Here is a 14,101-nt window from a genome sequence, read left to right as displayed (position 1 = left end):
GAATATGCATGGATTGCCAAAGTTTTTGATTGTAGTCGCGATGGCATTACCTCTAACGGGTTGTGTTACTGAGCGAACTTATAGCGGTACTGATATTCCTGTTGCCGAAAGAACCTTAGATAAGCAAGCCGCAGCTATTGAGCGAATGCAGCTGGGACTGACTTATTTAAATCGAGGCAATATTGAACAAGCTAAATTTAATTTAAATCGTGCGGTTGAATATGCACCGCAGTTAAGTTCAGTGCATATCGCGATGGCGTATTATTACCAAACGGTAGGTGATACTGTACGTACAGAGGCGGCTTACCGTAAAGCCATTGCCGCGCCAGATGCAGGTGGTGATGCGAAAAATAACTTTGGCGTGTTTCTTTGCCAGCAAGATAAATTCGCACAAGCTGAAGAAATGCTATTAGCCGCGATTGAAACCAAACAATACACTCGCACCGCTTCAAGCTACGAAAACTTAGGCGTGTGTAGTATGTCTGCAGGTGACACCGAAAAAGCCAAGGGCTATTTTGAAGATGCGCTGCGATATGATCCAAGACGACAATCAACCTTGAAAGAATTGATTGAGCTTGCGATAGTAGAAAATGATTATCAAGCCGCTAAAGCGAATTTAACGCGTCTTCACCGTGTGGCACAACAAACACCAGAAAGCTTAGCATTAGGTATTAAAATTTCCCGTGAGTTAGCGGATGATGAAGCGGTAAAACGCTACGGAATTACTTTAATTGCCAAATATCCTGCTTCAGAACAAGCGAAAGAATACAGGGCTAATTTGCATTAATGACAAATAAAATTACAGAGATAGAAACAGATAATAATCTCGAGCAAGCTGAATTACTCGAAACTGTTTCAACAGCGGGTATGCTGCTACGCACTGCCCGCGAAAAAAAGGGTGTCTCGATAGATGCTGTGGCATTACAGCTGCATTTGCGTCCCAGTGTTATTGAAGATATTGAAAATGATATTTTTGATAATATTGCTTCAGCAACCTATGCCCGCGGCTACGCTAAAAACTTTGCCAAGTACGTTGAAGCAGATGTTAATGCCGTTCAACAATGTTTAGCCCAGCAACTTCCTGATGAAACTGCTGCTATGCAAAGCTTTTCTCGCAAAACTACCCGCGAAGCCCGTGACAGCCGTCTCACCTTAGTTACTTATCTCATCGTAGCGATATTACTTGCGCTATTATTGTTGTGGTGGGTACAAAAAGACTCAATGCTAACGGGAGTTGATTTATCAAAGCCGACAGCAGAAGAAGTCGCAGCTGCTAATGTGGCGCAGCAAACACAAGACTTATTAGAGCCAGAAATCGATCCTAAACTGGCTTATCGGGAACCCGTTGCCAGCGAGGTAATCTCAGCACAAAGTCAAAACGATGACGCAGTTCAAGTGAGCAGTAATGTTCAGGAGAGTAACCGTGTTATTAAGCCAGCAACGGCGACTGACACACTTGACTCTGTTGCTGTGTCACCAGCAATAACAGCTGCAGTTGATACTGCAGTAACCACTGCTGATGTGATTGAAACTGATACTATATCGCTTAGCTTTAGTGATGATTGCTGGGTTAACATTATCGATGCCGATGGTAAAACATTGGTTGATGGCGTTAAGGGCTCAGCTAGAGTCGTTGAAGTCACCGGCAAGGCACCTTTTAAAGTGATATTGGGTGCGCCGCAAGTTGTCACCATGAGCTTTAATAATGAAAATGTCAGCCTTGCTGAGTTTTCTGACCGTGTGGCCAAGTTAACCCTGCCTAAAGCCTAGTCTTTAAAGCTTAGTGTTAACTCAATTTTGGTAAGTAGTAGAGCAACAGATTATGTATAACGAATCTCCAATCATCCGCCGTCCTTCTAGCCGCATTTATGTAGGGGATGTTCCGATCGGCGATGGTGCACCAATTGCGGTGCAATCGATGACAAATACTAAAACCACTGATGTCGACGCCACAGTTGCACAAATTTTGGCCCTTGAAAAAGTCGGTGCAGACATAGTGCGAGTCTCAGTACCAACAATGGATGCCGCTGAAGCGTTTAAGCTTATCAAGCAGCGCGTTAGTGTACCTTTAGTTGCCGATATTCATTTTGATTACCGTATCGCACTTAAAGTGGCTGAATACGGTGTTGATTGTTTGCGGATTAACCCCGGCAACATTGGTAATGAAGAACGTATTCGCAATGTAGTTGAATGTGCGCGTGATAAAAATATTCCAATTCGCATTGGTGTTAATGGCGGTTCATTAGAAAAAGATCTGATGGACAAGTATCATGAGCCAACACCAGAAGCATTGCTTGAATCAGCCATGCGTCATGTGGATATTTTAGACCGTCTAAACTTTGACCAGTTTAAAGTCAGTGTAAAAGCTTCAGACGTATTTTTAGCGGTTGAATCATACCGTTTACTCGCCAAGCAAATTAAGCAGCCATTGCATTTAGGCATTACTGAAGCAGGCGGCGCTCGTGCGGGTTCGGTTAAATCAGCAGTGGGCTTAGGCATGTTACTGGCTGAAGGTATTGGTGATACTTTACGTATCTCATTAGCGGCAGATCCAGTCGAAGAAATTAAAGTCGGTTTTGATATCTTAAAATCATTACGTATTCGCAGCCGCGGCATTAACTTTATTGCCTGTCCGTCTTGTTCACGCCAAGAGTTTGATGTGATTAACACTGTCAATGCGTTAGAAATGCGCCTTGAAGATATCACCACCCCAATGGATGTGTCGATTATCGGCTGTGTGGTCAATGGCCCAGGTGAAGCGTTAGTTTCAGATATTGGTTTAACCGGTAGCCACGGAAAAAGTGGTTATTATGATGACGGTAAACGTCAAAAAGAGCGCTTTGATAACAACAATATAGTGGATTCACTGGAAGCAAAAATTCGCGCAAAAGCAGCGATAATGCAAAACCGAATCGATATCAAAGACGCAACAGAATAAGTTAGTTTTAGATAAAAACACACTTACCAGCAGTGGTAGGTGTTTTTTTTGTGTAAGGCATATGATTAATTAATTAGCTAAAAATTAGGCGAATTAAACGTGGCAAAACAGATCCAAGCAATCCGTGGAATGAACGACATTCTGCCAACTCAAAGCCCTTTATGGCAACAAGTCGAAGCGGTTATTCGCTCTACTGTTAGTGCCTATGGTTACAGTGAAATCCGTACTCCTATTGTTGAAAGTACTGATTTATTCAAGCGCTCAATTGGTGAAGTCACCGATATCGTTGAAAAAGAAATGTATACCTTTGCTGATCGCAATGAAGACAGTTTAACATTGCGCCCAGAAGGCACAGCATCGACTGTTCGTGCGGGAAATGAGCATGGTTTACTTTACAACCAAGAGCAACGTTTATGGTACATGGGACCTATGTTCCGTCATGAACGTCCTCAAAAAGGTCGTTACCGTCAATTCCACCAATTTGGTGTTGAAGTGTACGGCATTGCAAGTGCGGACATTGATGCGGAAGTATTGATGTTATCTGCAAGATTATGGGATTCATTTGGCATTAAAGACCACGTTAAACTGGAACTTAATACCTTAGGTGATCCTGCTGAACGTGCTACTTACCGTGATGCATTAATTGCATTTTTAGAGCAGCACAAAGAGCAATTAGATGAAGACTCACAGCGCCGTATGTATTCAAACCCGCTACGAGTATTGGATTCTAAATCGCCACAGGTTCAAGCCTTGCTAGCTGATGCGCCAGAGTTAATGGATTATTTAGGTGAAGAATCAAAAACACATTTTTCAACCTTATGTGAACTCTTAGACGCTGTCGGCATCCAATACACAATTAATCCTCGTCTTGTGCGTGGTTTAGATTACTATAACCGCACCGTTTTTGAGTGGGTAACGGATAGCTTAGGCTCTCAAGGAACGGTACTTGCTGGTGGTCGTTATGATGGTCTGGTTGGTCAATTGGGTGGTAAAGATACCCCTGCAGTAGGTTTTGCAATGGGACTTGAGCGTATTGTCTTACTACTGCAAACCCTTGAGCTTGATAAAGATGTCGCGCCAGTTGTCGATGTTTATGTCACGGCAATGGGCGAAAACTGCTTAGTTGAAGCAATTAAAATTGCCCAAGAGTTGCGTCAAAGCCTGCCAGCGCTTAAAGTCATGAGTCATTGTGGCGGCGGTAACTTTAAAAAGCAGATGAAACGTGCTGATAAAAGCGGTGCGCAGTACGCCCTGATCATTGGTGAAAACGAAATTGCCAATAACCAAGTTGCAATTAAGCCACTGAGAAATAAGAACGAACAACTTTTAGTTGCCCGAGAAGAGTTGGCGACTACGATAAAATCATTATTTTAATATTAGCCCTTAGCTAATAAAAAACAGAACTGAATAGAAAGGGGAAGTGCGCGTGGAAATTTATAGCACAGAAGAACAACAAGTAGATGCTATTAAGCAGTTCTGGAAAGATTACGGCAGCTCAATCATTGTGGGTGCAGTCGTAGGTCTAGGTGGATTGTACGGTTGGAATTATTACTCTGACGTAAAAATTGAAAAATCGGAAGCTGCATCAGAAGCATTTCAACGCATTACTGCTAACAGCGACAGCAGTGCAGTACAAGCAGCTATCGCTGAGTTTGGTGCACAGCACGATCAAAAAGGTTACCAAGCCTTGCTTGAACTCATGTCAGCTAAAGCTGCTGTCGATGCAGGCGAGTTAGATAAAGCAGAAGCGGCTTTTACTAAAATCATTGCTGCAAAACCGGGTGCTGCTTTAGAGTCTTTAGCGACGTTACGTCTATCTCGCGTGCAAGCAGAGCAAGGTAACATCGGCACTGCAATTGCGACATTAGAGCAAATTACCGATGAAGCATTTAATGCTCAACGTGATGAGTTAAAAGGCGATTTACTTGTGCGTCAAGGTGACATGGATAGTGCACGTTCAGCTTACCAAGCTGCTGTTGATAACGGCGGTTCGTTAACCAGTCCTGCATTACAAATGAAGCTAGACAATTTAAACAAGGCATAAGGAATTAGCCGAATGAAGTCTTTATGCAAAACTTTGCTAGCAGCGGGCTTAAGCGTCGCATTGCTATCTGCTTGTTCTTCAAATGATAATGAAGAAGAAGTTGTTACTGAACTAACTGAAATTCAAGCAACTGTTTTTCCAGAAGTAAACTGGCATGCCAAGGTTGGGGGCGGAGTCGGTGACTTTTATTCTCAACTTAAACCGGCTATTCGATATGACCATGTATATGTGGCCGATCGCAACGGTGAGGTCGTCGCCTTTGAAGAAGCAACAGGCAAAGTGGCTTGGCGTAAAGACTTAGCTTCAGAATTTAAACATACTGAGCTGGCGAAAACGAAAGAGGCACGCATTGCCGCAGGCGTTACCGCTGGCCGTAATAAAGTCTTTATTGGCGGCGAGTCTGGTTTATTGGTGGCATTAGATGCTCAAACCGGTGAGACCGTATGGTCAGCAGTTGCAAGCGGTGAGCTGTTATCGGCTCCAACTGTGTCTGAAGATTCAGTTGGCGTGCATACCAGTGATGGTAACTTTGAAGCATTTGATATTGATGACGGTGCTAAACTGTGGACCCATGAGATGCAACTGCCAAATCTAACGCTACGCGGCACTAGCTCAGCAGCTTATGATTCAGGTGGTTTCTTCCTTGGCACTGCTGATGGTAAAATAGCGGTTATTGTCAAAAACAATGGACAAGTGGCTTGGGAGCAGGCGGTATTTAACCCAACCGGTGGTAACGAGTTTACTCGTATGGCCGATGTGGACATGACACCGTTAATTTTGGGCGATAATTTATACGCGGTAAGTTACAATGGTAACTTAGTGTCTATGGAGCTAAGAACGGGTCGTGTTGTATGGACGCGTAAGTATTCAAGCTTCAATGAATTAGCGACAGCAGGGGTTGGACTATACTTAGTCGATGACCACAGCCGAATTTATTCAGTAGATAGACGTAACGGTCTTGAATTATGGAGTAACTCTACGTTAATGAATCGTAGTTTAACTTCACCTGCCGTTATAGGCTCTTATATTGTTGTAGGTGACTTTGAAGGTTACTTACATTTTATTGACCGCAACTCTGGCGAAGTCGCTGGACGTGTTGAGGTTGATAGTGATGGTTTATTCTCACAACCAGTAGTGGTTGGAGATAAAATTTATGTGCAAGGTCGTAGCGGCAAAATCGCGACGATTGTACTGCCATAAATTGAATAGCAAACCTTATTAGAGCCCCTGGAAGTGTGTTCCGGGGGCTTTTTATTTTAAAGTTTTTAGAGGCAAAATCATGATCCCTGTAGTGGCCCTTGTGGGGCGACCTAATGTTGGTAAGTCAACTTTATTTAATCGCCTTACTCGCACAAGAGATGCGCTTGTCGCCGATTTTCCTGGTTTAACTCGTGACCGTAAATATGGACGTGCGTTTTTAGCTGGTTATGAATTCATTGTGGTTGATACTGGTGGTATCGATGGCACTGAAGAAGGGATTGAAACTAAGATGGCTGAACAATCGCTAGCGGCGATTGAAGAAGCAGATGTGGTGCTATTTTTAACTGATGCTCGTGCAGGCTTAACAGCAGCTGATTTAGCGATTGCTGAGCATTTACGTAGCCGTGATAAAACTACCTTTGTTGTTGCTAACAAAGTTGATGGTATTGATGCTGATTCAGCCTGTGCTGAGTTTTGGTCATTAGGTTTAGGTGAAGTTTATCAAATGGCAGCTGCGCAAGGTCGCGGTGTTACCAATATGATTGAATACTCTTTAGCGCCTTATGCTGAAGCTATGGGTATTACTCGCCAAGAAGACGGTGAAGAAGTTGAAGATGTACGTGAGTACACTGAAGAAGAAGCCGAAGCTGAACAAGAGCGCCTGCAAAACTTACCTATTAAGCTTGCTATTATTGGTAAGCCTAACGTAGGTAAATCAACGCTAACTAACCGTATTTTAGGTGAAGAGCGTGTGGTTGTTTATGATGCACCAGGTACGACTCGTGACAGTATTTACATTCCAATGGAACGTGAAGGTCGTCAATACGTATTAATTGATACTGCTGGTGTGCGTCGCCGCGCGAAAGTACATGAAGTTATTGAGAAGTTTTCAGTGATTAAAACCCTGAAAGCAGTTGAAGATTCTAACGTTGTCTTGTTAGTGATCGACGCTCAAGACGGTATTACAGAGCAAGATCTTGGTTTGCTTGGTTTTGCACTTAATGCTGGTCGTGCAATTGTACTTGCTGTGAATAAATGGGATGGTCTTGACCAAGCATTTAAAGAAGGTGTCAAAAGTGAGTTAGATCGCCGTTTAGGTTTTATCGATTTTGCCCGCATTCACTTTATTTCAGCGCTTCATGGCACAGGTGTTGGTCATTTATACGAGTCAATTGAAGAAGCCTATGACAGTGCAACGCGCCGCGTAAGTACTTCAATGCTGACCCGCGTTATGCAAATGTCACAAGATGATCATCAGCCACCATTAGTACATGGTCGCCGAGTGAAGCTTAAGTATGCCCATGCCGGTGGTTATAACCCGCCAATCGTTGTGGTACACGGTAACCAAGTAAGCAAGTTACCTGATTCATACAAGCGCTACATGATGAACTACTTCCGTCGTTCATTGAAAGTTGTGGGTACGCCAATTCAAATGCGCTTTCAAGAGGGAGCTAATCCATTTGAAGGCCGCCATGAAAAGCTAACCATTAGTCAAGAGCGTCGCCGTAAACGCGCAATGAGCCACATTAATAGCCGCAAAAAATAAATTATTTTCTGTGAGTTAAGCAAAACCTGAATGACTGCAAAGTGATTCAGGTTTTTTTATGTCTCTGATTTACTGTTGTTTGAACTGAGGTGTTTGAACTGAGGTGTTTGAACTGAGGAGTTTGAACCGAGGTTATTGACAGTTATTGGTTTGGTAAGGTGAAACTTGAAATGATCTAGCATAAGCGAATGTTAAGTTTTACCACTTATAGTCATAATTCACTTTCAATCGCTGAGTTTTTTATGAGTACTCACAGCCATTTCCCTGCTATCCATCGTCTTCTGCATTGGGGGCTTGCGTTGTCGATGTTGGTGATGCTGTTAACCATCTTACTGCGTTTAGGCTGGATGGAGAAAAATCATATGGCAGAGATGATCCAACAAGGGCTATTGCCGCTTGATATACTCATCAGCGATAAACAAGCCGTCATCATTGCTAAAAGTATCCGTAATGTGATGTTCCAGTGGCACCTATATTTTGGTTATGCGGTGGCTGTTTTTGTGTCGCTGCGCTTTATCTATATGGCAAAATGCGGTTTACAATACCCTAGCGCATTCAGTAAACAGGCTAGCTGCCGTGAAAAATTTCAAGCGTGGGTATATTGGCTATTTTATCTGGGTATTGCGTTATCGGTCTCCACAGGCTTGTTGATTGAATTTGGGCCAGAGTCCATTGAACACCAAGCTGAAACCGTGCATAAACTTGCCTTGTGGTATTTTATTCCGTTTATCAGTTTGCATTTGGCCGGAATAATACTGGCCGAATTTACCCACGATAAGGGCTTAGTCTCGAGAATCATCGGCGGGTAAACACAGTCACCAGTTGTGTTGAACTAAGCCTATTGAGCAGCGTATCAGCGGTTGTTCTAGCTATTGCTTCAAGACCGCGTCATGGCGTTAGTGCTAGCGCGGTGATTATTAGTCCTCATTAACCAACTCTTGTTCGCTATCCTATACTCGTCAGACCTTGTTAACGGGTTAATCTTTACCTATTTAACTCTCCAACTTAACACTCTGTTAAACTAACTCGTCACAATGCTTAATAAAACCTTAAGATTGAAGATTTAACTTAGATGATATTGAATCATTAAAAATTAGTCATTCATGACTCCTGAAAAAATAATATTAACAAAGCGAGACTCCATGAAGCGATCATTACTAGCGAGTTTGTTACTCACATTGGCCTTTAGCGGCCCATTATTTGCCGCGCCTTCACTTGAGCATACTGTACTAACCAAAGATGGCACCGAAACCAGCTTGAAAGAGTTTGCTGGCAAAGTGGTGTATGTAGATTTTTGGGCCTCTTGGTGCGGTCCATGTCGAAAGTCTTTTCCTTGGATGAACCAGATGCAGGCCAAATACCAGCAGCAAGGCTTTGAAGTGGTTGCTATCAATCTGGATGTTGATACTGAGTTAGCCCATGAGTTTCTCACTAAAATCCCCGCTAATTTCAATTTGCGCTTTAATCCAGAAGGGGATGTGGCAAGGGAGTTTGATTTACCTGGTATGCCAAGTAGTTATTTGTTTAACCGCCAAGGTGAATTAGTGCAAAAACATGTTGGTTTTTTTGACAAGAATAAGCCTGCTTACGAGCAAGAAATTCAACTGTTGTTAAAGGAGTAAAACGATGAAAATATCGAGTTTTAAGCAATACATTAAGCTGTTATTTGCCTTAGCAGTTATCAGTAGTTTAGCAGGCTGTTCGAGTTTAGGTGTAGAGCCGTGGGAGAAGGATCAATTTGCCCGCGCTGATATGGCACTTAATAATGAAAAGTTAGATTTAGCATTGGATGACCATATTTACTTCAGTAAAGAAGGCACCAGTGGCGGACGCTCATTAGCTGGCGGAGGTTGTGGATGCAACTAACTTCGAAACTAACGCCGAAACAAAGCATCGCTAGTGCATTGGCCATGGCTAGCTGCAGTTTGTTGTCACAACAAGCTAGCGCACAAGAGCCGGTACCGGCAAACGATGATTGGAAAGTCGATGCCGCCATTATGTATTACGGTGAGCAAGACCGTGTACAAGCCGTTGAAGCTATTGGTAATGTGCAAAAAGCCTTTGGCGAAGATTCGCTGCTAGATATGAAAATCGTTGTCGACAGCTTAACCGGCGCTTCAGCCTCTGGCGCTGTAGCACAATCCATCAGCCAAACCTTTACTCGACCTTCAGGTAAGGGAGAGTATACGGTCGCCCCAGGTGAAACGCCCCTTGATGATACATTCCAAGATACCCGGGTGCAGTTAAGTGCCAATTGGCAGGAAATTTTAAATCCTGACTGGACGGTTAACTTAGGTGTTTATGGTTCTAAAGAATATGATTATTTATCATTAGGCTTAAATGCGGGGGTGGAGCGCAGTTTTAACAAAAACAACACCACCCTTGCCTTATCGGGTGCCTATACGAATGATACTGTTGATCCTGTGGGCGGACGTCCTGTGGCGTTATCAGAAATGGTATTTCGCGGTGATTATGATGGTGATGATGCCTTTCAAGCTGCATTTGACGCCACTCGATTAGACGGTGATGACACCAAGCAAACCGCTGATGTCATGCTAGGTGTGACCCAAATCTTGAATCGTAACTGGTTAATGCAAGCCAACTACGGTTTTTCAAGTGTGTCGGGCTATATGACCGATCCCTATAAAATTCTCAGTATGGTCGATGGTAATGGTGAGTCCCATGGTTATCGCTATGAAAACCGCCCAGACTCGCGCACTAAGCACAGTGTTTTCTTGTTAGCAAAAGGCGCATTGGACTCAGGGGTGATTGATTTCTCTTATCGCTACAATACTGATGACTGGGATATTCAAGCGCACACTTTAGAAACCCATTATCGCTATTACTTTACTCCAAGCTTATATGGCCAGCTGCATTTGCGTTATTACCAGCAGCAAGCTGCTGAGTTTTATCAGCCATTTTTGCGCACAGAAGCAGCATTACCTGAGTATGCCAGTGCGGATTATCGCATTGGTGACATGTCAGCGTATACCGTAGGGCTTAAGTTTGGTCATCGCTTATCTGGCGGCCATGAACTGAGCTATCGTATTGAGTATTATCAGCAAAACCCTGAAAACAACGGCACAGATATCCCTGGTGAGTTAAATAATCAGGATTTATTTCCATCGGTGAAAGCAATCGTAGCTCAAATAAGCTATTCGTTTTAAATAAATAGTCTTAAGATAAATAAACGCAAAACATCAGAGTTATTGAAATTGTTAAATAAAGCCGCTGTTACATCACAAGCCGCTACATCTAAGGCCCCACAGGTCGCGACGCTTACACGTCGCCCTTGGGGCTTTTTAGGTTCATTTAGCGCCATGGCAAGTCCATGTGAAATGTTAATGCGACTAGATGATGAGAAGATTGCCCAGCAGATGTTAAATATCGCTGTGGCTGAAGCCAAACGAATAGAGCGTAAATATAGCCGTTTTTTACAAGGTAATATTGTTTGGCAACTCAACAATGCCCAAGGGCAGGCGGTTAACATTGATGCTGAAACGGCGCATTTACTGCAATTTGCCCAGCAATGTTATCAATTAAGTGATGGCGCTTTTGATATCAGCGCAGGTCCTTTAATGAAGTTGTGGCGCTTTGATGGTAGTCATCAAGTGCCACCAGCTAGTGCGATTAAATCGGCATTAAAGCTAGTGGATTTTAGCGCCATTGATTTTACTGACAGCCAATTGACTATGCCTGCAGCAATGAGTTTAGATTTTGGTGGCATAGGCAAAGAGTATGCGGTGGATAGTACAGCGCAATTACTCAGCAAGCGTTGGCCTGATATCTCTGTGTTAGTTAATTTTGGCGGCGATATTGCCTGTCCCATCCTTAACCCAGATGGCTGGCAAGTGGGGATTGAAAACCCGCAGCAATTGGATAATGCCGCGGCGCTGTTAACCATACGCCAAGGCGCATTAGCCACTAGCGGCACCACTCGGCGCTACATTGAAGTGGATCAAAAACGCTATGGCCACATTATTAATCCTCGAACAGGATATCCTGTGGAGCAAGCGCCGCTTTCAGTGACGGTATTAGGGCCAAATAGCGTAACCGCGGGAATGTTATCGACCATGGCAATGTTAAAAGGCGCTGCTGCTGAAGCCTTTTTGAGTGAGCAAGGTGTTGACTTTAAAGTGTTTAGATAAGCTTAAATCGCGCTTTAGTTATTATAAAAGTAATAAGGGAATAACCGATGCGGGTATTGTTAGTAGAAGACAATCAGTTATTAGCACAAGGCGTGGTTTTGAGTTTGGCTAAAGAAGGGATCCAAGTGGATCACTTATGTTCTTATAACCAAGCATTAGCGGCGCTGGATAATGAAGATTTTAGCGCCATTATTCTTGATTTAGGTTTGCCTGATGGCAATGGCGAAGATTTATTAAAGCACTGGCGTAAAGCGGGAGTATCTTTGCCGATTATTGTGCTTACAGCCAATACGGATTTTGATACTCGCTTAAACTGTTTAGACATTGGCGCAGATGATTATCTCAGTAAACCGTTTGATGTGCGGGAATTAGTTGCAAGACTGCGAGCGATTGTTCGCCGCCAACACGGCTTAGATAACAATCAATTTAGTTTCGGCGCATTGACCATCGATTTCAGTTGTTGTGAAGTGCATTTTCGAGAGCAATTAATCAATCTGCCACGGCGGGAATATCAATTGTTATTGGAGTTTGCCCAATCAGCAGGGCGAGTACTAACCCGCAGCCAGCTTGAGCAATTAACCTATGGTTGGGATGAAGTCGGCAGTAATTCCATTGAAGTGCATATTCATCATTTACGTAAAAAAATGGCCCCAGAACTGATTAAAACTGTTAGGGGCATTGGCTATATTTTAGCTGAAATTCAATAAGTATTAATGGTCAGTAGATCATAAAAGGATATTATGTTTTCGTTACGTTTCTCCCTTAGTTTATTGATGTTAGTCGGTATCTTACTGACCGTATCCGTTGCCAGTGTGCTGAGTAGCCGCGATGCCATGTACGAGATAGAAGAGCTATTTGATGCTGAAATGGTACAAACCGCTAAAGTGCTGGATTTGTTTTATGTCAAAAGGCTTACTGCCGCCAAAGTAGCAAGCTTAATTGAGCAACCTATTCGCTTTCATGTGTCAGAGTCTGACATAGAAACCTTTGCCGAGCAGTCTACGGTAGAAACCCTCTCTTACGAGCGAAAGCTGTCATTTCAATTATTTACCGCAGCAGGTGAGTTACTTGCATACTCAGATAATACTGGTGTAAAACCGCTAACGGATTTTAACCACGGCTATGCCTATCAGGCAGTCGGTGAGCACACCTGGCATGTGTACAGCTTGTTTTCAACGGCGCAACAGGTGTGGATTGTGACTGCACAGCGTGATGATGTGCGCCAAGAGTTGGTGGATAAGATTAACGCCAATAGCTGGCGCTCGCCTTTGATTATTGCGCCTATCATGTTGCTTATCATGCTATTGGTGACTTACTACTTATTTAAACCCATCAAACTACTTGAACGTCACTTAGCTTATCGCAGTGCTCAAGATCTAGCGCCAATTAATATCCGCTTACCGTCAGAACTTATTACAATTCAGCAGTCGCTTAATAGTTATTTAGCCCGTATCGCCGATATGATGATCCGCGAACGACGCTTTAGTGCTGATGCCGCCCATGAATTAAAGACCCCCTTAGCCATCATTAAACTTCATGGTGATGGTTTAGAAAGCGTGATTAATTCATCAACCGATGAAAGCTTAAAGCAACAAGTAATGCCTTATACTCAAGCCATGGGGCAGGGAATTAAGCGTATGAGTCATACTGTTGAGCAACTGTTATTACTCTCAAGGGTTGATGCCATTGAAGCGATTAATAAGGCTGAATGCGACTTACAAAGCCTAATTGATAATGTGATTAATCAGTTAGTGCATATTGTGGCCGATTATCAGTGGCAGCTTGATATTCCTAAGGGACTTACCGTTAAAGCTGATAGCTTTTATCTTGAATTAGTATTAAAAAATATTATCGAAAATGCCTGTAAATACAGCCCTAAAGAATCGGTTATTAGCATTCGCGCTGAGCAAGATGCTAACCAATGCGTCATTAATATCATTGATCAGGGAATAGGGATGTCTGCAAGCGAAATTGATTTAGCCAAGAACCGTTTTTATCGGGTTGATGAAAATGTATCCCAAGGTGCAGGGCTAGGGTTATCCATTTGTCAGCTCATCATTATGTTGCATCAAGGTGATATGAGTTTTCATCAAGCTAAGCCTCAAGGGCTAAAGGTTAACATTGTGTTACCCAATTAAACTAACTTATTTAATCTTGGGATAGAAAAAGCCTGAGTCACAGTGAATGTGATTCAGGCTTTTTATTTATTTCAGACCCAGCTTCTA

General features: G+C 43.1%; 14 protein-coding genes. All 14 read left to right on the top strand.

What is annotated here, in order from left to right:
• The first annotated feature begins 4 nt into the window (after nt 1–4).
• The 14 genes from pilW (at nt 5) to BCU91_RS13475 (ending at nt 14,014) form a co-directional block, all read left to right on the top strand.
• A complete protein-coding gene (gene pilW / locus BCU91_RS13540) occupies nt 5–787 on the top strand; it encodes a type IV pilus biogenesis/stability protein PilW (protein ID WP_102477209.1) in 783 nt (260 codons plus the stop codon).
• On the top strand, nt 787–1,770 hold the full coding sequence (locus tag BCU91_RS13535) for a RodZ domain-containing protein (protein ID WP_102440591.1): 984 nt from the start codon (nt 787–789) through the stop codon (nt 1,768–1,770). The genes pilW and BCU91_RS13535 overlap by 1 nt, the downstream gene beginning before the upstream one ends.
• A gap of 52 nt (nt 1,771–1,822) precedes the next feature.
• Nucleotides 1,823–2,938: a flavodoxin-dependent (E)-4-hydroxy-3-methylbut-2-enyl-diphosphate synthase gene (gene ispG, locus BCU91_RS13530; RefSeq protein WP_076542693.1), complete on the top strand. Its 1,116-nt coding sequence runs from the start codon at nt 1,823–1,825 to the stop codon at nt 2,936–2,938.
• Between the two features lie 99 nt (nt 2,939–3,037).
• Nucleotides 3,038–4,312 (top strand): histidine--tRNA ligase, encoded by a 1,275-nt coding sequence (gene hisS, locus BCU91_RS13525; protein ID WP_102440590.1) that lies wholly within the window; start codon nt 3,038–3,040, stop codon nt 4,310–4,312.
• 52 nt (nt 4,313–4,364) lie between these two features.
• Nucleotides 4,365–4,982 carry a tetratricopeptide repeat protein gene (locus BCU91_RS13520; RefSeq protein ID WP_076542697.1) on the top strand — a complete coding sequence of 206 codons (618 nt, stop codon included), beginning with the start codon at nt 4,365–4,367 and terminating at the stop codon, nt 4,980–4,982.
• Between the two features lie 12 nt (nt 4,983–4,994).
• The gene (gene bamB / locus BCU91_RS13515; RefSeq protein WP_076542699.1) at nt 4,995–6,182 is read left to right on the top strand and encodes an outer membrane protein assembly factor BamB; all 1,188 of its coding nucleotides are present in this window, start codon (nt 4,995–4,997) and stop codon (nt 6,180–6,182) included.
• Nucleotides 6,183–6,261: 79 nt separating this feature from the next.
• Nucleotides 6,262–7,728 carry a ribosome biogenesis GTPase Der gene (gene der / locus BCU91_RS13510; protein WP_102520528.1) on the top strand — a complete coding sequence of 489 codons (1,467 nt, stop codon included), beginning with the start codon at nt 6,262–6,264 and terminating at the stop codon, nt 7,726–7,728.
• Nucleotides 7,729–7,970: 242 nt separating this feature from the next.
• Nucleotides 7,971–8,537, top strand: a complete 567-nt coding sequence (locus BCU91_RS13505; RefSeq protein ID WP_157936292.1) for a cytochrome b/b6 domain-containing protein — start codon at nt 7,971–7,973, stop codon at nt 8,535–8,537.
• 333 nt (nt 8,538–8,870) lie between these two features.
• On the top strand, nt 8,871–9,350 hold the full coding sequence (locus tag BCU91_RS13500; RefSeq protein ID WP_102531701.1) for a TlpA disulfide reductase family protein: 480 nt from the start codon (nt 8,871–8,873) through the stop codon (nt 9,348–9,350).
• Nucleotides 9,351–9,354: 4 nt separating this feature from the next.
• Nucleotides 9,355–9,594, top strand: a complete 240-nt coding sequence (locus BCU91_RS13495; RefSeq protein ID WP_198590472.1) for a DUF4266 domain-containing protein — start codon at nt 9,355–9,357, stop codon at nt 9,592–9,594.
• Entirely contained in the window at nt 9,585–10,895 is a 1,311-nt protein-coding gene (locus tag BCU91_RS13490; RefSeq protein ID WP_102440586.1) for a DUF3570 domain-containing protein, read from the top strand. Before BCU91_RS13495 ends, BCU91_RS13490 begins: the two co-directional genes overlap by 10 nt.
• Nucleotides 10,896–11,048: 153 nt before the next feature.
• Entirely contained in the window at nt 11,049–11,876 is an 828-nt protein-coding gene (locus BCU91_RS13485) for an FAD:protein FMN transferase (protein WP_102531700.1), read from the top strand.
• Nucleotides 11,877–11,923: 47 nt separating this feature from the next.
• Nucleotides 11,924–12,583: a response regulator transcription factor gene (locus BCU91_RS13480; protein ID WP_102440584.1), complete on the top strand. Its 660-nt coding sequence runs from the start codon at nt 11,924–11,926 to the stop codon at nt 12,581–12,583.
• A gap of 33 nt (nt 12,584–12,616) precedes the next feature.
• Nucleotides 12,617–14,014, top strand: a complete 1,398-nt coding sequence (locus BCU91_RS13475) for an ATP-binding protein (protein ID WP_102531699.1) — start codon at nt 12,617–12,619, stop codon at nt 14,012–14,014.
• Nucleotides 14,015–14,101: the final 87 nt, after the last annotated feature.

This window comes from Shewanella sp. 10N.286.52.B9 (genome assembly GCF_002873635.1).
Classification (GTDB): Bacteria; Pseudomonadota; Gammaproteobacteria; order Enterobacterales; family Shewanellaceae; genus Shewanella.
Note: the sequence above shows the minus strand (reverse complement) of the source record. Positions and strands in the feature narration are given on the sequence as shown.

Excerpts from the sequence above, each read along its gene's own strand:
- pilW (WP_102477209.1), top strand. The coding sequence starts at position 5 with ATGCATGGATTGCCAAAGTTTTTGATTGTAGTCGCGATGGCATTACCT.
- BCU91_RS13535 (WP_102440591.1), top strand. The coding sequence starts at position 787 with ATGACAAATAAAATTACAGAGATAGAAACAGATAATAATCTCGAGCAA.
- ispG (WP_076542693.1), top strand. The coding sequence starts at position 1,823 with ATGTATAACGAATCTCCAATCATCCGCCGTCCTTCTAGCCGCATTTAT.
- bamB (WP_076542699.1), top strand. The coding sequence starts at position 4,995 with ATGAAGTCTTTATGCAAAACTTTGCTAGCAGCGGGCTTAAGCGTCGCA.
- der (WP_102520528.1), top strand. The coding sequence starts at position 6,262 with ATGATCCCTGTAGTGGCCCTTGTGGGGCGACCTAATGTTGGTAAGTCA.
- BCU91_RS13505 (WP_157936292.1), top strand. The coding sequence starts at position 7,971 with ATGAGTACTCACAGCCATTTCCCTGCTATCCATCGTCTTCTGCATTGG.
- BCU91_RS13500 (WP_102531701.1), top strand. The coding sequence starts at position 8,871 with ATGAAGCGATCATTACTAGCGAGTTTGTTACTCACATTGGCCTTTAGC.
- BCU91_RS13495 (WP_198590472.1), top strand. The coding sequence starts at position 9,355 with ATGAAAATATCGAGTTTTAAGCAATACATTAAGCTGTTATTTGCCTTA.
- BCU91_RS13490 (WP_102440586.1), top strand. The coding sequence starts at position 9,585 with ATGCAACTAACTTCGAAACTAACGCCGAAACAAAGCATCGCTAGTGCA.
- BCU91_RS13485 (WP_102531700.1), top strand. The coding sequence starts at position 11,049 with ATGGCAAGTCCATGTGAAATGTTAATGCGACTAGATGATGAGAAGATT.
- BCU91_RS13480 (WP_102440584.1), top strand. The coding sequence starts at position 11,924 with ATGCGGGTATTGTTAGTAGAAGACAATCAGTTATTAGCACAAGGCGTG.
- BCU91_RS13475 (WP_102531699.1), top strand. The coding sequence starts at position 12,617 with ATGTTTTCGTTACGTTTCTCCCTTAGTTTATTGATGTTAGTCGGTATC.